The sequence below is a fragment of the Haemophilus parainfluenzae genome (genome assembly GCF_014931375.1).
Taxonomy (GTDB): domain Bacteria; phylum Pseudomonadota; class Gammaproteobacteria; order Enterobacterales; family Pasteurellaceae; genus Haemophilus_D.
Window position 1 is genome coordinate 725,476 of the sequence record NZ_CP063117.1, and the last position, 18,841, is coordinate 744,316.

Sequence of the window (18,841 nt, forward strand, 5' to 3'; positions counted from 1 at the left end):
GCTTAAACCAGTTCAAACGCCAAATTTTCAGCAAATAGGCGATCTTTCCTTTGCTTTTGCAGGGAAGATCGATTAGAATTGCGTCCTTTATTGAATTTGCCGTTCATTCGGCAGTAATAAAAATTTAAAATTGCAATTAAATTAAACTCATTGAGGTGATTGGCTTATGCCTGTAATTAAAGTACGTGAAAACGAATCATTCGACGTAGCTTTACGTCGTTTCAAACGCTCTTGCGAAAAAGCTGGTATTTTAGCAGAAGTTCGCGCTCGTGAATTCTATGAAAAACCAACTACAATCCGTAAACGTGAAAAAGCAACACTTGCTAAACGTCACGCTAAACGTAACGCTCGCGAAAACGCGCGCAATACCCGTTTATACTAATTTGTAGTATTTTCTAACTCGAGTTAAGACAAACCGTGAAACCTTTTGGGTATCACGGTTTTGTTGCTTTAAACTCATCGAAAAAAAAGTCACGCAAAATCAACCGCACTTTCGCATCGTATTCAAGGAGGCAAGGCAATGAAAGGCTCTATTCCACGCCAGTTTATTGATGATCTGCTCACAAAATCGAATATTGTCGATGTGATTAATGCACGCGTGAAACTCAAAAAAGCGGGACGAGATTATCAAGCTTGCTGTCCGTTTCATCACGAAAAAACACCCTCCTTCACAGTAAGTGAAAAAAAACAATTCTATTATTGCTTTGGTTGTGGTGCGAAAGGCAATGCGATTTCATTTTTAATGGATTATGACAAATTAGAATTTGTTGAAGCCGTTGAAGAACTTGCTGCTTCGGCAGGAATTGAAGTGCCTTATGAAAAACGCCCAAATCAATTCGGCAATAAACCGGATGTGAGTTATCAGACAAAACGTAATTTATACGATTTGATGCAAGAGATTGCGTCGTTTTATCAAGCGCAACTCCCACTAAATATTCCGGCTCAAAGCTATCTTCAGCAACGTGGTTTATCGCCAGAAATTATTGCTCGTTTTCAAATTGGTTATGTACCCAATGCGATGGATACGGTGTTACGTCAATTCGGCAAAAATCGAGAAGAACAGAAAAAGCTGTTTGATTTAGGTATGCTTTCTCGCAACGATCGTGGAAATGTGTACGATAAATTCCGTAATCGCATCATGTTTCCGATTCGAGATAAACGTGGTCGTACGGTCGCCTTTGGTGGACGTGTTTTAACGGATGAAAAACCCAAGTATTTGAACTCCCCCGAAACCATTACATACCATAAAGGTAATGAACTTTATGGCTTGTATGAAGCCTTACAAATCAATGATGAGCCAGAAAAATTACTGGTGGTTGAAGGCTACATGGACGTGGTGGCATTAGCGCAATTTGGTGTGAATTATGCAGTGGCTTCTCTTGGTACATCGACGACCTCGGAACAAATTCAATTATTGTTCCGTTCAACAGAGCAAGTCATTTGCTGCTACGATGGCGATAGAGCAGGGCGTGATGCTGCTTGGCGTGCACTTGAAAACGCCTTGCCTTATCTGGAGGATGGACGACAAATTAAGTTTATTTTCCTGCCAGATGGAGAAGATCCGGATACTTATATTCGTCAATATGGTAAAGAAAAGTTTGAAGAATATATTGATCAAGCTCAGTCTCTCACAGAATTCTTATTCGCGCATTTAAGTCCACAAGTAGATTTCTCGACGCAAGAAGGACGAGGCAAATTAGTGGCACTCGCGGCGCCTTTAATTCGTCAAATCCCTGGTGATATGCTGCGTCTTTCATTGCGGAATATGTTGGCGCAAAAGCTTGGGATCTTTGATCAATCACAGCTTGAAAGCTTAATACCAAATCAAATAGATAAGGCTGAACCCAAACCTAAAACGCCACAAAAAACCATTAAGAAAACACCAATGCGCATGGTGATTTCGCTGTTATTACAGAATTCACAATTAGTGAATCGTATTTCTGATGTGGGTTTACAAGCCTTAAAGCATGAGGCGGGTTACGAATTACTCGAAAAATTGACCGCACTTTGTCGAGAACGAGAAGGCATTACAACAGGGCAAATCTTAGAGTATTTTCGTGATACAGAATTCAGCAAGCCCCTTGAAATATTAGCCTCTTGGGATCATCTATTAGATGATTTAGAAATCATTAATGCATTCTCTCAAAACTATCGTCGATTGAATATTCAAGCGATTGAACGTGATATTGAGATGCTTATCGCCAAAGAAAGGGCGGAAGGCTTAACTGATCAAGAACGAGCAATTTTAGTGAATTTGCTCAAGGGAAAAGAAGAGCAGAAAAAACAGTTAGTTAATCCGTCATAACAATGGTAAAATCTCCTGTTCAAAACAAGGGATTTTATCTTCCAAAAATAACGCAAAACGGGAATAAAAATGGAACAAAATCAACAATCTACCGCCGATCAATATTCAGAACAAATTGAACAGCTTATGGAATTAGGTCGTACGCAAGGTTATTTAACTTATGCGGAGATCAATGACTTGCTTCCAGAAGATTTGATCGATCCAGAATATTACGATAAGTTGTTGCAAACTTTACAGCATGATGCGGGTATTCCGGTTCTTGATGAAGCACCGGAAAGTGATGAAATGATGTTGAATGACACGATTCCGGATGAAGATGCTGTGGAAGAAGCAACGCAGATTTTATCCAATGTGGAATCTGAAATCGGTCGTACAACCGATCCTGTGCGTATGTATATGCGTGAAATGGGAACGGTTGATCTTCTTACCCGTGAAGATGAGATCAGCATTGCAAAACGTATTGAAGAAGGGATTGATGAAGTTCAAACCGCCATTGCAGCATATCCAGAAGCGTTAACAGAGCTATTAAATAATTATGATCAAGTTGAAGCGGGTAATTATCGTTTAGCTGATTTAATTACCGGCTTTGTGGATCCAAATATTGCCGCAGAGGAAGCAGCAAATATTGATGAGAATTTTGCTGACGAAGAGGAAAGTGTTGAAGCCGCTGCAGCTGCAGAAGTTGATGATGAGAGCGATGAGGAAGATGAAAGCAATAGCAGCTCAAGTTCTGATGAGAGCGATTCTGATAACAGCATCGATCCTGAAGTAGCGCGTGAAAGATTTGCGGCATTAAGAGAGCAACACACTAAAACATTAGCAACTATTGCAAAACACGGACGTAGTGGTAAACGCGCAAAAGATCAAATTGCTCTACTCGCAGATATTTTTAAACAATTCCGTTTAGTGCCAAAACAATTTGATGTACTTGTTTTATCAATGAAGAATATGATGAAACGTGTACGTGCAGAAGAGCGTCAACTACAAAAAGTATTAGTTGATATCGCGGGTATGCCGAAAGATGAATTTGAGGCACTCATTGTTGCTAATGGCAGCAGTGATGCATGGGTAGCAAAAGCATTAAAATCAACGAAAGCTTGGGCAAAACGTTTACCAAAATATGAAGAACGTATCCGTTTATCTTTAGATAACTTAGCGAATATTGAGCAAAATACCAATCTAACCATTCAACAAATGCGTGAGATTTGTGATGCGGTATCTCGTGGTGAACAAAAAGCTCGCCGTGCGAAAAAAGAAATGGTTGAAGCCAACTTACGTTTGGTCATTTCTATTGCGAAAAAATATACAAACCGAGGTTTACAATTCTTGGATTTAATTCAAGAAGGGAATATTGGTTTGATGAAAGCGGTAGATAAATTTGAATACCGTCGTGGTTATAAATTCTCAACCTATGCAACCTGGTGGATTCGTCAGGCAATTACGCGTTCCATTGCAGACCAAGCACGTACAATTCGTATTCCGGTTCATATGATTGAAACGATTAACAAATTAAATCGTATTTCTCGTCAAATGTTACAAGAAATGGGACGTGAAGCGACGCCGGAAGAGCTTGCTGAGCGTATGGGAATGCCAGAAGATAAAATTCGTAAAGTGCTTAAAATTGCGAAAGAGCCAATTTCAATGGAAACCCCAATCGGTGATGACGATGATTCACATTTAGGTGACTTCATCGAGGATTCAACTCTTGAATTGCCATTAGATTCTGCAACTGCGCAAAGCTTGAAAGTGGCAACTCATGAAGTGCTAGAAGGATTAACCCCTCGTGAAGCAAAAGTATTACGTATGCGTTTTGGTATTGATATGAACACCGACCACACGCTTGAAGAAGTGGGTAAACAATTTGATGTAACCCGTGAGCGTATTCGTCAGATTGAAGCGAAAGCATTGCGTAAATTACGTCATCCAAGTCGTTCAGAAACCTTAAGAAGTTTCTTAGATGAGTAATTATTCATTCATGTAAAAAATAAAGGGCAGAAATATCTGCCCTTTTTATTTGATTACATTTTACTATTTACCAAAAAAACACATTCCCTTAAAATACGCGCTTTCATCATTTAAAAAAACAAGGAACTTTATGGAAGAATCTCAAGAACTAGAAAAGCTGCCTAGAGTAGTAACTAGTGTATTAAAAGTGATATTAAGTTTTTCACTTATTGCTTTGGCTTTAGTGTTGATTATTGCTTTAGCTAAAATTACCTATACCTTAGCAATTATGGTGTTCAATACATCAAGCGTAGTGCCTTATGATGTTGCTGAACAAGCCGTGATGTTTTTCTTATATTTCGGTTTTATTGGCCTAATCGTGCAATATTTTAAAAGTGGTTATCACTTTCCTTTGCGTTATTTTATTTACGCGGGGATTACCGCCATGTTGCGCCTGATTATTGTGAATCATGAGAGCTCAGTTGATACTATCTTATTCGCAGGCGCGATTTTAATTATGGTTATTGCACTTTGTTTAGTGTTGTATTCCAATAAAATTAAAATTTAAAAGTGCGGTCATTTTGACCGCGGTTTTGGAATGGATTATTCCGGTATAATCCATTCCACTGTCCAACTTCCCGTACCTTCAGGGACGAGCGTTTGGGTCAAATAAGGCAAAATAGACTTCATTTGTTGTTCTAATTGCCAAGGTGGATTAATCACTACCATTCCACTTGCGGTCATACCACGTTGATCGCTATCAGGGCGAACAGCCAATTCAATTTTCAGAATTTTACGAATTCCCGTTGCCTCTAATCCTTTAAAAATGCGTTTTGTTTGTTGGCGTAGAACCACTGGATACCAAATCGCATAAGTGCCTGTTGCAAAGCGTTTATAACCTTCTTCGATCGCTTTCACCACCAAATCATAATCCTCTTTTAATTCATAAGGTGGATCAATAAGCACTAAACCGCGGCGTTCTTTTGGTGGAAGTGTCGCTTTGAGTTGTTGGAAACCATTTTCTGATTTTGTGGTGATATTCTTAAACTCTTTAAAGTTATTGCGTAATAATGGAAAATCGCTAGGATGTAATTCTGTCAGTAATGCACGATCTTGAGGACGTAATAGTTGGGCGGCAATCATTGGAGAGCCTGAGTAATAACGTAATTCTTTACCACCATAATTGAGCTTTTTAATAAGATCTACGTAGCGTGCAACTTCTTCGGGTAAATCCTTTTTTTCCCAAAGTCTCCCAATTCCCTCTTTGTATTCGCCGGTTTTTTCTGATTCGGTAGAACTTAAACGATAGCGTCCGACCCCAGAATGGGTATCGAGATAGTAAAAACCTTTTTCTTTCAGCGAAAGATTTTCCAAAATTAGCATTAACACAATGTGTTTTAGCACATCGGCATGGTTGCCGGCATGGAAGCTGTGACGATAACTTAACATGGTTTGTCCTTTTGACGTAAAAAAGTGCGGTCAAAATTAACCGCACTTTTAGTATTTAAATCAGGGTTAGAATAATTCTTCTGGTTGCGTTGCTGGAATGGCATCTTTAGTTTTACCTGTTCCACCGTTTAGACGTTGTTGTAACTCTGGTGGAACATAATAACCACGCTCTTGCATTTCCGCAATGTAAGTACGTTTAGGCTCAGTACCGACGATAAAGTATTCTTTGCGACCACCACCTTCAGAAAGTAAACCAGAGTTACTATCAATGGTTTTTTCCATGATGTTTGGTGGAAGTGTGAGTTGACGTTCTGGTACATCAGAAAGTGCCGCTTTCATATAAGCGACCCAAGCAGGCATTGCGGTTTTCGCACCCGCTTCACCTTTACCTAATACGCGTTTGTTATCATCGAAACCGACATAGGTCGTTGTCACTAAGTTAGCACCAAAGCCCGCATACCAAGCAACTTTCGCACTATTCGTGGTACCGGTTTTACCGCCGATGTCACTACGCTTAATGCTTTGAGCAATACGCCAGCTGGTACCTTTCCAACTAAGTCCTTGCTCACCATAAATCGCCGTATTTAATGCACTACGAATTAAGAAGGCTAATTCACCACTAATCACACGAGGTGCGTACTCTTGTTTTGCCGCACCGTCTTTCGCATCCGCCATTAAATCAACAGAACCGTCATTTAATGCTGATGTTTGAAGCTCTGGTAAGTCAGGTACATTCTCAGGTTGCTGATCACCTTCATCTGTATCGGTGTTGCTATTACCTTTAGCAGATTTTAGATTGTCAGGATTAGCCACTTCTGCAACATCTTTAAAACCGTCGATTTTGTCTTTGGTTTCACCATAAATCACAGGAATGTCATTACAAGTGATACAAGCAATTTTCGGGTTAGCAATAAATAAATCTTTACCCGTGTTATCTTGAATTTTTTCGATGAGGTAAGGATCAATCAAGAAACCACCATTATCAAAGACCGCGTAAGCACGTGCCATTTCAAGTGGAGTGAAAGAAGCCGCACCTAATGCAAGCGCTTCACTCGCAAAATATTGGTCACGCTTGAATCCAAATCGTTGTAAGAATTCAGCGGTGAAATCAACACCCGCAGTTTGTAACGCTCTGATCGCAATCATGTTTTTAGATTGGCCTAAACCCACACGTAAACGCATTGGACCGTCATAACGATCAGGTGAGTTTTTCGGTTGCCACAAAGGTTGTCCTGGTTTTTGAATGGAGATAGGACTATCTTGCAATACGCTTGAAAGGGTTAAACCTTTTTCTAATGCCGCAGCATAAATAAATGGTTTAATCGAAGAACCTACTTGCACTAAAGATTGGGTTGCACGGTTAAATTTACTTTGTTCGTAACTAAAACCACCCACCATGGCCTCAATTGCACCATTATCTGAGTTTAATGAAACTAATGCAGAGTTAGCTGCTGGAATTTGGCCTAACACCCACTCACCGTTATCACGTTTACGAATCCAAATCTGTTCGCCCACTTTAACGGGTGATTTACCAGCCCAACGCATTGCATTTGAAGAAAGCGTCATTGTTTCATTATTAGCTAAAAGTAATTCCGCGCCATTTTTACCCAATGCAGTTACCGCTGCCGGAATGAATGGTTCTGAATCAGGTAATTTTTTCAAGAAAGCGACAATGCGTTCATTATCCCATGGGGCTTCATCTTTTTTCCAAAGTGGTGCACCGCCACGCCAGCCATGACGCATATCATAATCGATCAAGTTATTACGTACGGCTTTTTGAGCTTCCGCTTGATCTTTTGAAAGTACTGTCGTGAAGACTTTATAACCTTTGGTGTAAGCATCTTCTTCACCAAAACGTTTTACCATTTCTTGACGAACCATTTCAGTCACATAGTCTGCACGGAATTCAAATTTTGCACCGTGATAACTCGCGACGATTGGCTCTTTGATGGCTGCATCATATTCTGCTTTGGTGATTTTGTTTTCATCCAACATACGACCTAATACCACATTACGGCGTTCTTCCGCACGTTTTGGTGAATATAATGGGTTCATTGTTGAAGGTGCTTTTGGCAAGCCCGCAATCACAGCCATTTCAGAGAGCGTTAATTCATCTAAGTTTTTACCAAAGTAGGTTTGTGCAGCGGCTGCGACACCATAAGAACGATAGCCTAAGAAAATTTTATTCAAATAAAGCTCTAAAATTTCCTGTTTGCTCAAGGTATTTTCAATTTCAACCGCTAATACCGCTTCACGTACTTTACGAATAAGTTTTTTTTCTGGGGTTAAGAAGAAGTTACGCGCAAGCTGTTGTGTAATGGTACTTGCACCTTGAGAGGCTCCACCATTACTGACTGCAACATAAATTGCACGGGCAATACCAATTGGGTCTAAACCATGATGGTCATAAAAACGACTATCTTCCGTTGCTAAGAAAGCATCTTGCAAACGTTGAGGCACATTTTCTAATTTCACCGGAATACGGCGTTGTTCACCCACTTCACCGATTAATTTGCCATCAGCCGTATAGATTTGCATTGGTTGCTGCAATTCAACGGTTTTTAAGCTTTCTACCGACGGTAAGGAGGATTTTAAGTGAAAATAAAACACTCCACCGGCAACTAATCCCAGTATACATATCGTAAATAGGGTACTTAATATTAATTTTGCGATCCGCATCGTAAAATTCTCTCTGGTTTAATGAATATTCAAAAAATCAAAATTATGATCTTGGCTGCTAAGTATAAAAGATTAATCCCTTAAAGAATAGGAAAGAATATGGGAATTGCTCATAGAAAGCAGCGAAAACAACAAATTGGTGTGAGTAAACAACAAGATAACCTCTATTTTGTTTGGCTAGATGAATTCCACAAAGTTCAATCTATTTGCTTGAATGGACAACAAAAGGACATTTTTTCCCAGTTATTGCCTCATTTACCACAAAAAACGAACCAATGTTGTTTTATCGGCGCCATTTCCCCCCATTTAACTTGGTCTAAAACGCTTATTTTACCGCAAACACTCAATGCTCAGGAGTGTGAACAACAATGTCGTTTCATTTTGCAAAAAGAATTACCGATTCCGTTGGATGAATTATGGTTTGATTATCTGACCACGCCATTAAAACAAGGTTTTCGTTTGGATATCACGGCTATTCGAAAAGAAAGTGCCAATGCAGAATTAGCAAAATATTTGCCGCTAAAATTGACCGCACTTGATTTACTGAATCACAGCATTTTGCGTGCATTTTATGCCATTTTAGGGCAAGAGCCGACGAACGCCTTGTTTTTATATCAAGATCAACAAGGTTGTCTCGCCGTTTGTGAACGCTTACAACAACGACAAGTCTTACAATCTCAAAGTGATTTATCTGAGCTTTATCAACAATTTATCCAGCGTTTTCCTGAAACAATAGAACAGATTTATGTGTATCAAACGCCCGATATATTAAATTCACGCACAATCGAATTACTGCCTCAGGATTGGCCACGAATCGAAACAGATTTACCTTTCATCGCTTTAGGCAATGCACTCTGGCAAACCGATTTAAAGCTCGTGGATTTATCCTCAAAAACGACCGCACTTTTGACTCCAAGTAATCGGGAGAGTGGTGATGTTAAGCCTTAATCTATTGCCTTGGCGCTTAGAACAACATCAAAAGGCCTTTCGTCGTTTTATGTGGCAAGGTTTAATTTGGCTAGCTTGTTTAGTTTTGATTGTTGTTGGATTGAACCAACTCAATGAACAACAAGGGCAAGCCCTAAGCCAGACAAAAGAAAAACTGACACAAATTACTCATCAAGTCCATCAGAAACGCATTCAAGTTCAGCAACTACAAAGTAACTTAAAAGAACTGAATGAGCTGACAGAAATGGAGACGGAATATGTGTATCGAATGCTTAATTTATTAACTGAGTTGCCATTACAACAAGGTGAGTTAGATGAATTTACGCTCAATGCTAAGCAAGTTGTCCTTTCAGGCATGACAGAAAGCCAACAAGAGTTTGAAGAGATACATCAATTTCTCAAACGCCATTTTACAGAGGTTAACTTAACTAAGTTTCAACCAGTGCAACAGCAGTTGTTCTTTCAATTTGATATTCATTTATCGGAGCTTGTGCAATGAGAAACCTTATCAACGAGATCGTTCAAAAAAGTGCGCAAAGTTGGTTTGGGCGATGGCTTCGATTACCTCAAATGGTCCATGCTGCCTTTTGGTTGAGTGCATTAAGTGCGGTCATCTTTTTACCTGTTTTTCGTTACGTTGAAAACAGTAATGAACGACATCGACTTGACGCAGAATTGAGTTTGCAACAACAAGAGTGGGAGAAACAGGAAAAGATTTTACAAACCTTAAGACAAAAGTCAGACAGCCGACAACTTTCTCCAGAATTGGCTAATTCTGTGTTGCCGATAAATCAGCATGTGCAGGCGTTGTTAAATGGGCGACTTCGAGCGTTGGATTTGCGTTGGGATTTTTCTCAACATACTTTGTTCCATTTGTCGTTACAAGGCTATTTTGTCGATTTACAGCAATTTTTGATCGCACTTTTAAGCGATGTTCCTACACTTTCGTTAACGCAATTAAACATTGAAAAATTAGATGAAGAGGAAAATGCTTCTATTACATGTGAGTTAATTTTCCAATTAAATAAGGATAAATAATGAAAAAGCTCTTCTTAATCTTGATAGCGTTTTTTTCTGTATCGTCATTTTCGCAAGATCCTTTTGATCGTAAACAAAGAGAACAAACCGAATATCCAAAAGAGGGGCTCACCCTACCGCCAGTGTCGGCTTGCGTATATTCGGAGCCGAGACTGGCGGAGGAACGCCCATTGGCTCAGCTACATATTGTAGGTGTCTTGCAATACGGTAAACAGGCAGAAGTGTTATTTAATGATGATGGGCATATTTTGTTGGTTCAAGTCGGGCAGAGAATTGGAAAGGAAGGCTATTTAATCGAAAAAGTGAGTAAAAACAGCTTGACGCTTCAAGGTTATAAAGCAGGACAATGTGAACAAACGACATCAATCATCATGAGATTTTAAAATGATAAAGCAGAAAATAAAAACAAAGTGCAGTCAGTTTTTAATGTGTTTTTTGATCCTATGGACAACTTACTCTGCGGCTGAAAATCGCGTATTTTCACTTCGCTTAAAACAGGCGCCAATGGTGGCGACACTCCAACAACTGGCTATTGAGCAAAACGCTAATTTAATGATTGATGATGAGCTAGAAGGAACACTTTCATTACAATTAGATAACGTAGATTTTGATCGATTATTGCGTTCTGTCGCAAAAATCAAAGGTCTCTCTTTTTATCAAGAAAATGGTATTTATTATTTGGGTAAACCTTCTCAACATGAACAATATGCAGAGAAAATGACAGAACCGATGGCGATTAGCGGAGAAAGTTTGCCTAGTGAAACACCACTTGTGAGTACAACGGTTAAACTGCATTTTGCCAAGGCCTCTGATGTGATGAAATCTTTAACAACTGGTAGTGGTTCTTTGCTTTCACCTAGCGGCACGATTACATTTGATGACCGAAGCAATGTATTACTGATTCAGGATGATGCACGTTCTGTCAAAAATATCAAAAAGTTAATCGCAGAGTTGGATAAACCCATTGAGCAAATCGTGATTGAGGCACGTATTGTGACGATTACTGATGAAAGCCTAAAAGAATTAGGTGTGCGTTGGGGCATTTTTAATCCTACTGAGGCAGCCCATCGAGTGGGTGGCAGTTTAGATGCGAATGGGTTTAGCAATATCAGTAATAATTTAAATGTGAATTTTGCGACAACGGTCACGCCAGCTGGCTCATTAGCTCTTCAAGTAGCCAAAATTAATGGTCGATTGTTAGATTTAGAATTGACCGCACTTGAACGTGAAAATAACGTAGAAATTATTGCAAGCCCTCGCTTACTCACGACCAATAAGAAAAGCGCAAGCATCAAACAAGGGACAGAAATTCCTTATGTGGTGACAAATGGGAAAAATGACACTCAATCAGTAGAATTTCGAGAAGCGGTGTTGGGATTAGAAGTGACACCGCATATTTCGAAGGATAATAATATTTTATTGGATTTATTAGTGAGTCAAAATTCCCCAGGAAATCGCGTGGCTTACGGGCAAAATGAAGTCGTATCCATTGATAAACAAGAAATCAATACACAAGTTTTTGCCAAAGATGGGGAAACAATTGTATTGGGTGGTGTATTCCACGATACCATCACGAAAGGTGTCGATAAAGTGCCATTATTGGGCGATATTCCTGGTATTAAGCGCTTATTTAGTAAGGAAAGTGAACGTCATCAAAAACGAGAGCTTGTGATTTTTGTGACACCTCATATTTTGAAACAAGGTGAAAGAATGGAAATGGCTAAGAAAGAAAAGCATTTTAAGCAAGTTGAAAAAGCGAAAAAATAAAGTGCGGTCAATTTCTTTTATGTTTTCCCATTTTTTTCAGTTTAGCTGTGTGTATTGCAAGCGATCTATTCATCTTGGTCGAAACGGGTTGTGTAGTCGATGTCAGAAGCAAATTAAAACTTTCCCTTATTGTGGTCGATGTGGTTCACCCTTGCAGCATTATGCAATGGGCTGTGGACATTGTTTGAAAAATGAACCTGCTTGGGATCGCATTGTGATCATTGGGCATTACCTTGAACCACTTTCTTCACTTATTCATCGTTTTAAATTCCAAAAACAGTTTTGGTTAGATCGCAGTTTATCGCGTTTGCTTTATCTTGCGGTGCGACAGGCGAGACGAACACATGGGCTCTCGCTGCCACAGGCGATTATTCCCGTACCGTTATATCATTTTCGACAATGGCAACGGGGCTATAACCAAGCTGATTTATTGGCTAATTGGTTAAGTCGCTGGTGTGATGTGCCTAACTGTCATCATGTGGTGAAACGGATTAAACATACCCATACTCAGCGAGGTTTAACGGCGAAAGATCGACGACAAAACCTTAAAAATGCTTTTACAGTGAATACCCAAAAGCCTTTTCCTTATGAACGTGTTGCGTTGGTGGATGATGTGATTACAACCGGTTCAACATTAGCAGAAATAGCTAAACAGCTTCGAAAATTAGGTGTAAAAGAAATTCAAGTATGGGGCTTAGCTCGAGCCTAAAATCTGTTAAGGATAGGATTTACCTATATCTATAAAAATAGGAATAAATGTAGAAAAAATTGCCGTATAGGAGTATCATTCTTGATATATTGCATCAAGTATTAGGACTTTATTTATGGAACAAATTTTTATTTCAGATGCTGCACAAGCACATTTTCGGAAACTTTTAGATACACAAGAAGAAGGTACAAATATTCGTATTTTTGTCGTGAATCCTGGTACGCCTGGGGCAGAATGTGGCGTTTCTTATTGCCCGCCAAATTCAGTTGAAGCGACTGATACCGAAATGAAATACGATACTTTTTCAGCGTTTGTAGATGAAATCAGTTTACCGTTTTTAGAAGATGCGGAAATTGATTATGTAACCGAAGAGCTTGGCGCTCAACTGACTTTAAAAGCACCTAACGCTAAAATGCGTAAAGTTGCAGATGATGCGCCTTTAATTGAGCGCGTAGAGTACGTGATCCAAACACAAATTAATCCACAATTAGCCAGCCATGGCGGTAAAATCACATTAATTGAAATTACCGATGATGGTTATGCGGTTCTACAATTCGGTGGTGGCTGTAACGGTTGTTCAATGGTTGATGTCACCTTAAAAGACGGGGTAGAGAAACAGTTAGTTTCGCTCTTCCCGAATGAATTAAAAGGTGCAAGAGACGTCACAGAACACCAACGTGGTGAACATTCTTATTATTAATAGAGATAAAAAAGGGCGAATTATTCGCCCTTTTATTTTTTAAGCAGCAGATAATTTCTGTAACAACCGATCCATCGCTCGATATCCTAGCGCTTCTGCTAAATGAGGTTGTTGTATTTCTTTTTCGCCATTTAAATCGGCAATTGTGCGTGAGACTTTTAAAATCCGATGGTAGGCTCTAACAGAAAGCCCGAGTTTATTTAAAGCATTCTCCAGAAATAATGCATCTTTATCTTGTAATTTACAGTCTCGTTCAATTTCTTTGCTTAAAAGATACGCATTTATTTTACCGGCTCGAGCAAGTTGAATTTCTCTCACTTTTAACACTTTTTCTCGCACTTGTTGGCTTGTCTCACCTCTATCTCCCGCATTTTGTAAGCTACCTTGTGGCAGAAGAGGGACTTCAATAGATAAATCAAAACGATCTAAAAACGGCCCTGAAAGGCGATTTAAATAACGCATCACTTGCTGCGGTGAGGTGCGGTTATGTGTTCCGGTATAATGCCCCGTTGGACTTGGGTTCATCGCCGCAACTAATTGAAAGCGAGCAGGGAATTGGATTTTCGCATTGGCACGAGAAATAATAATTTCTCCACTTTCTAAGGGTTGTCGTAGAGCGTCCAGTACTTTACGCTCAAATTCAGGTAGTTCATCAAGGAAAAGTACACCATTGTGTGCAAGCGATATTTCGCCTGGTTTGGGAATGGTTCCTCCACCCACTAAGGCTGGTAATGAGGCACTATGATGTGGTGCTCGGAATGGTCGTTGTTTCCAGTTATGAAAATTTAATTCATTTTGTACTAAACTCGTAACCGAAGCGGTTTCAATGGCTTCTAAATCCGTCATTTCAGGGAGCAATGCCGTGAGGCGACTTGCCAACATGGTTTTACCCGTCCCAGGTGGCCCTAAAAAGAGTAGGTTGTGCTGACCAGCTGCCGCTATCGTTAGAGCTCGTTTAGCATGTTGCTGACCAATAATATCGGTCAAATCCAAGTGATTTTTAGCTGAAAATCCGACCGCACTTTCTTGTGCAAGTAATGAAGCCAAAGGTAATTTTTCTTGATTATTTAAGAATTGCACGACTTCTAGCAGATTTTTAGCGAAATAAGTCTCTTGCTCTGAGACAAGCGACGCCTCATTGGCATTTTGATAAGTGATAATGGGGGCACGTTTGGCTTTTTGTGCCGCTAAAATGGCAGGAATGACACCGTGTACGCCACGTAATTCCCCCGTCAAGGCGAGCTCGCCAACGAATTCAAATTGTTTTAAACGGCTACCGTCTAATTGATCTGATGCAGCTAAAATACCGATTGCAATAGGTAAATCAAATCTCCCTCCTTCTTTGGGTAAATCAGCCGGTGCAAGATTTACGGTGATGCGTTTGGCAGGATATTTGAACTGCGCATTCATTAATGCACTTCTGACACGATCTTGCGCTTCTTTTACGGTTTTTTCGGGTAGACCAACTAAGGTAAATCCAGGCTTTCCGTTACTTAAGTGTACCTCAATGGTAACAAGAGGGGCTTGTACCCCCATTGATGCACGGCTATAAACAATGGCAAGAGACATTCAGATTCCTTAAAGTGCGGTCAAAAATAATCAGATTTTTGCACTATAAAAAAAGCACAGAATGAAATCATACATTCTGTGCCTTTTTTGCGATCGAGATCGCAGAAATCATTTTTTCTTGATAAAAAACTACACGAAAAGTGGCGCAAACCAACTATCTAATTTGCCCGCTAATTTATCAATACCAATTTTATTTTGTGCAGAAAAAGCCTCGACTTGAATATCACCTTGGAAGGGTAAAATCGCTTCACGTACCATTTTAACTTGTTTACTACGCGCACTTTGACTGAGTTTATCCGCTTTAGTTAAAAGTAACATAACCGGTAAATCAGCAGAAACTGCCCATTCGATCATTTGTTGATCGAGATCTTTTAACGGATGGCGAATATCCATTAAAACAACAAGTCCGCCTAAACATTCGCGTTTTTGCAAATATTCTCCGAGGGATTTTTGCCACTCGATTTTCATTTTTTCAGGAACGGCAGCATAGCCATAGCCAGGTAAATCCACTAGTTTACAATTCGGCTCCACCTCAAAAAGATTGATGAGCTGTGTACGACCAGGTGTTTTAGAGGTTCGAGCTAAGCTTTTCTGATTGGTTAATGCATTAAGTGCAGTCGATTTTCCTGCATTTGAACGCCCAGCAAAAGCAATTTCAATTCCAGTATCCTCTGGAATGGAACGAATATTGGGGGCGCTAGTAAGAAAATGCGTTTTATGATAATTCAGTTTAATTTCAGACATAATAGTTCCTTTCATCAATTGCCCTAGCATATCACAAATAGAAAAATTGCTGAAATTATGAGAGAATGCGAGCTTTGCGTGATTTAAAGCATCTTTAATTATATTAATAACTATGGAATCTCAAGAAAATCAATATCGCTGGCCAAAAGAGGAAGCCATTTATCCCGATAGGCCAGGGCGTTCTTATGCGCTTAAGCGCCTACGTTATCGTCTTCGATCTTTTTTACATCAAGGCTCAATTGTTCACTTTGAGCAATTTATTAATCAGCATCCTTTTCTTGTTACATTATTAAATGAGCATGCAGATTATAGCTACCCATTAGTTTATCGTTTTTTAGATAAACGTTTTAATAGCAAACAGCGTTTCCAAGCTATCTGCGACAATCTACTTTTTTTACCTGAAAAATTAACCGCACTTTCAGCTCCCATTTATAAAACGCCATTAAGTTTTGGTGAAGTGATTCCTGATTTTGAAATGACATTATCGATGACTACACACCAACCGATGGAAGGTTATTGGGTATTGGAGTTATGGCATAAACCACGTAATGAATTAGTGTATTTGCTTACTTTTGCCAAACTTGGTGAGGCATTACTTATTTCTGTGGTGCAAGGCCCCAATTTTGAAGGTTCCAAAGAGATGGTGAAGCAATTGACAAAAACGTGCCATGGTTTACGCCCTGCTTATTTGATGGTAGAAGCGATGAAAGCATTGACGAAAGCATTAGGTTTCAAAACGTTATTAGGCATTCCTCAAAAATATCAAAATAAATCGCGTTTTATTCAAAGTTCACATTATGTTGTAGATTATGATGCGATTTTTTCTGAATCAGGTGGACAGTTGAAAGACTATTGGGAATTGCCTTTAGAGATAGACAGAAATCTTGACGATGTGCCGAGTAAGAAGCGTTCTATGTATCGTAAACGTTATGCGATGTTGGATGATTTAGCTAGAGTAATCGAAGAAAAGTTAGAATTGTAAAAGTAAAAAGTGCGGTGAATTTTAACCGCACTTTTGGTTTTATAAGACTTTCAAACATGCCACAAAATGGCTGTTGTTTTGGCTGGTGAAAGGTGGTTTTTGTTTCGCACAATTTTCATCGGCTTTTAGGCAGCGAGTACGGAACACACAACCAGACGGTGGATTAATTGGCGAAGGTAGCTCGCCTTCAAGTAATTCGATAGACTTATTGCGTTCCAATTTTGGATCGGGAATTGGAACTGCAGACATTAAGGCTTTGGTATAAGGATGTTTGGTATTGTTATATACTTCCTCATCGCTGCCTAATTCCATGGCATTACCTAAATACATCACCAATACGCGGTCAGAAATATGTTTTACCACCGCTAAATCATGGGCGATGAAAATTAAGGAAAGCCCCATTTCTTTTTGCAGGGATTTCAATAAATTTACCACTTGAGCCTGAATGGACACGTCTAACGCAGAAACAGGTTCATCACAAATGATCATTTTCGGCTCAATGATTAACGCACGAGCGATACCGATACGCTGACATTGACCACCAGAAAACTCATGAGGATAGCGGTTAATCAAGTTTGGTAAAAGCCCGACTTTTAACATCATCGCTTGTACTTTTTCTTTCACTTCAGCGGCACTTAAGTGCGGTTGGTAGATCTTTAATGGTTCGGCAATGATTTCGCCAATGTTCATTCGCGGGTTGAGAGAAGCGAGTGGATCTTGGAAAATCATTTGAATATCTTTACGAGTATCTTTCCATTGTTTAGCTGATTGTTTTCGTAAATTTTTACCAAGCCACAAGATCTCCCCTTCACTCGCTTCGACTAAGCCGATGATGGCACGTGCAAGCGTGGATTTACCACAGCCCGATTCACCTACTACACCGAGGGTTTCACCTTCATAAAGCTTAAAGGAAACATCCTTTACTGCTTTTAAGGTTTGAGGTTTGGCGAAGAAAAGGGATTTATCATTTTTAATTTTAAAACTGACGCCTAAGTGATTGACTTCAAGGAGTAATTCTTTGTTATTTGAAACTGTCATAGGATAAATTTCTCCACGGGTAACCAACAATTGCGTAATTGACCTTCATTAAATGCGGTCAGTTTTGGCGCAGTTTGGCATTGTTCTGTTGCAAATTGGCAACGGGGCGAGAATGGACAACCTTTTGGCAAATGCAATAAATTCGGCGGATTGCCTGGAATGGTGACCAAGTGTTCTTCATTGCCATCTAAGCGAGGAATCGCATCCATTAAGCCAATAGAATAAGGATGAGTTGGATGATAGAAAATTTGCTCTGCTGTGCCGTATTCCATGGTTCGTCCGGCATACATCACCATCACTTGATCGCAAATACCCGCCACGACACCAAGATCATGGGTAATCATAATAATCGCGGTATTAAACTCACGTTTTAACTCATTTAACAAAGTCATGATTTGCGCTTGAACAGTCACATCCAAAGCGGTTGTTGGTTCATCGGCAATAAGTAGTTTTGGACGGCATAATAAAGCCATCGCAATCATCACCCGTTGACGCATACCACCTGAAAACTCGTGTGGATACATGCCCATGCGTTTTTTAGCTTCTGGCATTTTTACCGCATCCAGCATTTTCACGGATTCAGCAAAGGCGGTTTGTTTATCATAGCCTTTGTGCAACTGCAGGACTTCCATGAGCTGTTCACCGATTTTCATGTAAGGGTTGAGAGACGTCATCGGATCTTGGAAAATCATGGAAATTTGCTCGGCACGGATTTTATTCAATTCAGCCTTCGGTAAATTAACCAATTCTTTACCTTCAAAGATGGCGGAACCTTCCACTGTACCATTGGCCGCCAATAAGCCCATTAAAGCAAAGGCAGTTTGTGATTTGCCTGAACCACTTTCACCCACGATGCCTAGCGTGCTTCCCGCATTAAGCGTGAAGTTTAAATCATTCACTGCAGTGACGGTACCATCGGGTGTTTTGAAGCGAACGTAGAGATTTTTTACATCTAATAAAGGATTCATG

Annotated in this window: 17 protein-coding genes and 2 pseudogenes; 12 read left to right on the forward strand and 7 right to left on the reverse strand. The window is 39.7% G+C overall.

Annotated features, from left to right (window positions below; all coding sequences use genetic code 11):
- Window positions 1-166: 166 nt before the first annotated feature.
- The 4 genes from rpsU to psiE all read left to right on the forward strand — a co-directional run bounded on the left by rpsU (window position 167) and on the right by psiE (window position 4,817).
- Window positions 167-382, forward strand: a complete 216-nt coding sequence (gene rpsU / locus INP95_RS03510; protein ID WP_005694732.1) for a 30S ribosomal protein S21 — start codon at window positions 167-169, stop codon at window positions 380-382.
- Between the two features lie 138 nt (window positions 383-520).
- Entirely contained in the window at window positions 521-2,305 is a 1,785-nt protein-coding gene (dnaG, locus tag INP95_RS03515; RefSeq protein ID WP_049385085.1) for a DNA primase, read from the forward strand.
- A 69-nt stretch (window positions 2,306-2,374) separates the two neighbouring features.
- Window positions 2,375-4,270, forward strand: coding sequence for an RNA polymerase sigma factor RpoD (gene rpoD / locus INP95_RS03520; RefSeq protein ID WP_049385084.1), 1,896 nt, complete (start codon window positions 2,375-2,377; stop codon window positions 4,268-4,270).
- 130 nt (window positions 4,271-4,400) lie between these two features.
- Window positions 4,401-4,817 carry a phosphate-starvation-inducible protein PsiE gene (gene psiE, locus INP95_RS03525; protein ID WP_049365746.1) on the forward strand — a complete coding sequence of 139 codons (417 nt, stop codon included), beginning with the start codon at window positions 4,401-4,403 and terminating at the stop codon, window positions 4,815-4,817.
- 35 nt (window positions 4,818-4,852) lie between these two features.
- On the opposite strand, the gene INP95_RS03530 is transcribed toward psiE, so the two are convergent.
- The 3 genes and pseudogenes from INP95_RS03530 to INP95_RS03535 form a co-directional block, all read right to left on the reverse strand.
- A complete protein-coding gene (locus INP95_RS03530) occupies window positions 4,853-5,698 on the reverse strand; it encodes a 23S rRNA (adenine(2030)-N(6))-methyltransferase RlmJ (protein ID WP_197560912.1) in 846 nt (281 codons plus the stop codon).
- A 66-nt stretch (window positions 5,699-5,764) separates the two neighbouring features.
- Window positions 5,765-6,457, reverse strand: a pseudogene (locus INP95_RS09935) (penicillin-binding protein 1A); the annotation flags it as partial.
- Between the two features lie 68 nt (window positions 6,458-6,525).
- Window positions 6,526-8,377 (reverse strand): annotated as a pseudogene (locus tag INP95_RS03535) (penicillin-binding protein 1A); the annotation flags it as partial.
- Window positions 8,378-8,476: 99 nt separating this feature from the next.
- On the opposite strand from INP95_RS03535, the gene INP95_RS03540 reads away from it, so the two are divergent.
- The 7 genes from INP95_RS03540 to nfuA all read left to right on the forward strand — a co-directional run bounded on the left by INP95_RS03540 (window position 8,477) and on the right by nfuA (window position 13,539).
- Window positions 8,477-9,325 carry a pilus assembly protein PilM gene (locus tag INP95_RS03540; protein WP_070776022.1) on the forward strand — a complete coding sequence of 283 codons (849 nt, stop codon included), beginning with the start codon at window positions 8,477-8,479 and terminating at the stop codon, window positions 9,323-9,325.
- A complete protein-coding gene (locus INP95_RS03545; protein ID WP_070592528.1) occupies window positions 9,312-9,824 on the forward strand; it encodes a PilN domain-containing protein in 513 nt (170 codons plus the stop codon). Before INP95_RS03540 ends, INP95_RS03545 begins: the two co-directional genes overlap by 14 nt.
- On the forward strand, window positions 9,821-10,363 hold the full coding sequence (locus INP95_RS03550) for a competence protein ComC (RefSeq protein WP_070592526.1): 543 nt from the start codon (window positions 9,821-9,823) through the stop codon (window positions 10,361-10,363). The genes INP95_RS03545 and INP95_RS03550 overlap by 4 nt, the downstream gene beginning before the upstream one ends.
- Window positions 10,363-10,746, forward strand: coding sequence for a pilus assembly protein PilP (locus tag INP95_RS03555; protein ID WP_049385075.1), 384 nt, complete (start codon window positions 10,363-10,365; stop codon window positions 10,744-10,746). The genes INP95_RS03550 and INP95_RS03555 overlap by 1 nt, the downstream gene beginning before the upstream one ends.
- Before the next feature lies 1 nt (window position 10,747).
- The gene (pilQ, locus tag INP95_RS03560; RefSeq protein WP_049385074.1) at window positions 10,748-12,130 is read left to right on the forward strand and encodes a type IV pilus secretin PilQ; all 1,383 of its coding nucleotides are present in this window, start codon (window positions 10,748-10,750) and stop codon (window positions 12,128-12,130) included.
- A 19-nt stretch (window positions 12,131-12,149) separates the two neighbouring features.
- Window positions 12,150-12,839, forward strand: coding sequence for a ComF family protein (locus INP95_RS03565; protein WP_070592520.1), 690 nt, complete (start codon window positions 12,150-12,152; stop codon window positions 12,837-12,839).
- 115 nt (window positions 12,840-12,954) lie between these two features.
- The gene (gene nfuA / locus INP95_RS03570; RefSeq protein ID WP_005694707.1) at window positions 12,955-13,539 is read left to right on the forward strand and encodes a Fe-S biogenesis protein NfuA; all 585 of its coding nucleotides are present in this window, start codon (window positions 12,955-12,957) and stop codon (window positions 13,537-13,539) included.
- A gap of 39 nt (window positions 13,540-13,578) precedes the next feature.
- Here nfuA and INP95_RS03575 read toward each other — a convergent pair whose 3' ends face one another.
- Complete coding sequence (locus INP95_RS03575; protein ID WP_197560914.1) at window positions 13,579-15,108, reverse strand: YifB family Mg chelatase-like AAA ATPase; 1,530 nt, start codon at window positions 15,106-15,108, stop codon at window positions 13,579-13,581.
- A 129-nt stretch (window positions 15,109-15,237) separates the two neighbouring features.
- Complete coding sequence (gene yihA, locus INP95_RS03580; protein ID WP_049385069.1) at window positions 15,238-15,852, reverse strand: ribosome biogenesis GTP-binding protein YihA/YsxC; 615 nt, start codon at window positions 15,850-15,852, stop codon at window positions 15,238-15,240.
- 112 nt (window positions 15,853-15,964) lie between these two features.
- On the opposite strand from yihA, the gene INP95_RS03585 reads away from it, so the two are divergent.
- Window positions 15,965-16,834 (forward strand): VirK/YbjX family protein, encoded by an 870-nt coding sequence (locus tag INP95_RS03585; RefSeq protein ID WP_197560915.1) that lies wholly within the window; start codon window positions 15,965-15,967, stop codon window positions 16,832-16,834.
- 39 nt (window positions 16,835-16,873) lie between these two features.
- Here the strand turns inward: INP95_RS03585 and oppF are convergent, their stop codons facing one another.
- Both oppF and INP95_RS03595 read right to left on the reverse strand, forming a co-directional pair.
- Window positions 16,874-17,872, reverse strand: a complete 999-nt coding sequence (gene oppF / locus INP95_RS03590) for a murein tripeptide/oligopeptide ABC transporter ATP binding protein OppF (protein WP_005700062.1) — start codon at window positions 17,870-17,872, stop codon at window positions 16,874-16,876.
- On the reverse strand, window positions 17,869-18,840 hold the full coding sequence (locus INP95_RS03595; RefSeq protein ID WP_049385065.1) for an ABC transporter ATP-binding protein: 972 nt from the start codon (window positions 18,838-18,840) through the stop codon (window positions 17,869-17,871). Before INP95_RS03595 ends, oppF begins: the two co-directional genes overlap by 4 nt.
- Window position 18,841: the final 1 nt, after the last annotated feature.

Bases quoted from the DNA above. Each gene is read 5' to 3' on its own strand.
- rpsU (WP_005694732.1), top strand. From the start codon at position 167: ATGCCTGTAATTAAAGTACGTGAAAACGAATCATTCGACGTAGCTTTA.
- dnaG (WP_049385085.1), top strand. From the start codon at position 521: ATGAAAGGCTCTATTCCACGCCAGTTTATTGATGATCTGCTCACAAAA.
- rpoD (WP_049385084.1), top strand. From the start codon at position 2,375: ATGGAACAAAATCAACAATCTACCGCCGATCAATATTCAGAACAAATT.
- psiE (WP_049365746.1), top strand. From the start codon at position 4,401: ATGGAAGAATCTCAAGAACTAGAAAAGCTGCCTAGAGTAGTAACTAGT.
- INP95_RS03530 (WP_197560912.1), bottom strand. From the start codon at position 5,698: ATGTTAAGTTATCGTCACAGCTTCCATGCCGGCAACCATGCCGATGTG.
- INP95_RS03540 (WP_070776022.1), top strand. From the start codon at position 8,477: ATGGGAATTGCTCATAGAAAGCAGCGAAAACAACAAATTGGTGTGAGT.
- INP95_RS03545 (WP_070592528.1), top strand. From the start codon at position 9,312: ATGTTAAGCCTTAATCTATTGCCTTGGCGCTTAGAACAACATCAAAAG.
- INP95_RS03550 (WP_070592526.1), top strand. From the start codon at position 9,821: ATGAGAAACCTTATCAACGAGATCGTTCAAAAAAGTGCGCAAAGTTGG.
- INP95_RS03555 (WP_049385075.1), top strand. From the start codon at position 10,363: ATGAAAAAGCTCTTCTTAATCTTGATAGCGTTTTTTTCTGTATCGTCA.
- pilQ (WP_049385074.1), top strand. From the start codon at position 10,748: ATGATAAAGCAGAAAATAAAAACAAAGTGCAGTCAGTTTTTAATGTGT.
- INP95_RS03565 (WP_070592520.1), top strand. From the start codon at position 12,150: ATGTTTTCCCATTTTTTTCAGTTTAGCTGTGTGTATTGCAAGCGATCT.
- nfuA (WP_005694707.1), top strand. From the start codon at position 12,955: ATGGAACAAATTTTTATTTCAGATGCTGCACAAGCACATTTTCGGAAA.
- INP95_RS03575 (WP_197560914.1), bottom strand. From the start codon at position 15,108: ATGTCTCTTGCCATTGTTTATAGCCGTGCATCAATGGGGGTACAAGCC.
- yihA (WP_049385069.1), bottom strand. From the start codon at position 15,852: ATGTCTGAAATTAAACTGAATTATCATAAAACGCATTTTCTTACTAGC.
- INP95_RS03585 (WP_197560915.1), top strand. From the start codon at position 15,965: ATGGAATCTCAAGAAAATCAATATCGCTGGCCAAAAGAGGAAGCCATT.
- oppF (WP_005700062.1), bottom strand. From the start codon at position 17,872: ATGACAGTTTCAAATAACAAAGAATTACTCCTTGAAGTCAATCACTTA.
- INP95_RS03595 (WP_049385065.1), bottom strand. From the start codon at position 18,840: ATGAATCCTTTATTAGATGTAAAAAATCTCTACGTTCGCTTCAAAACA.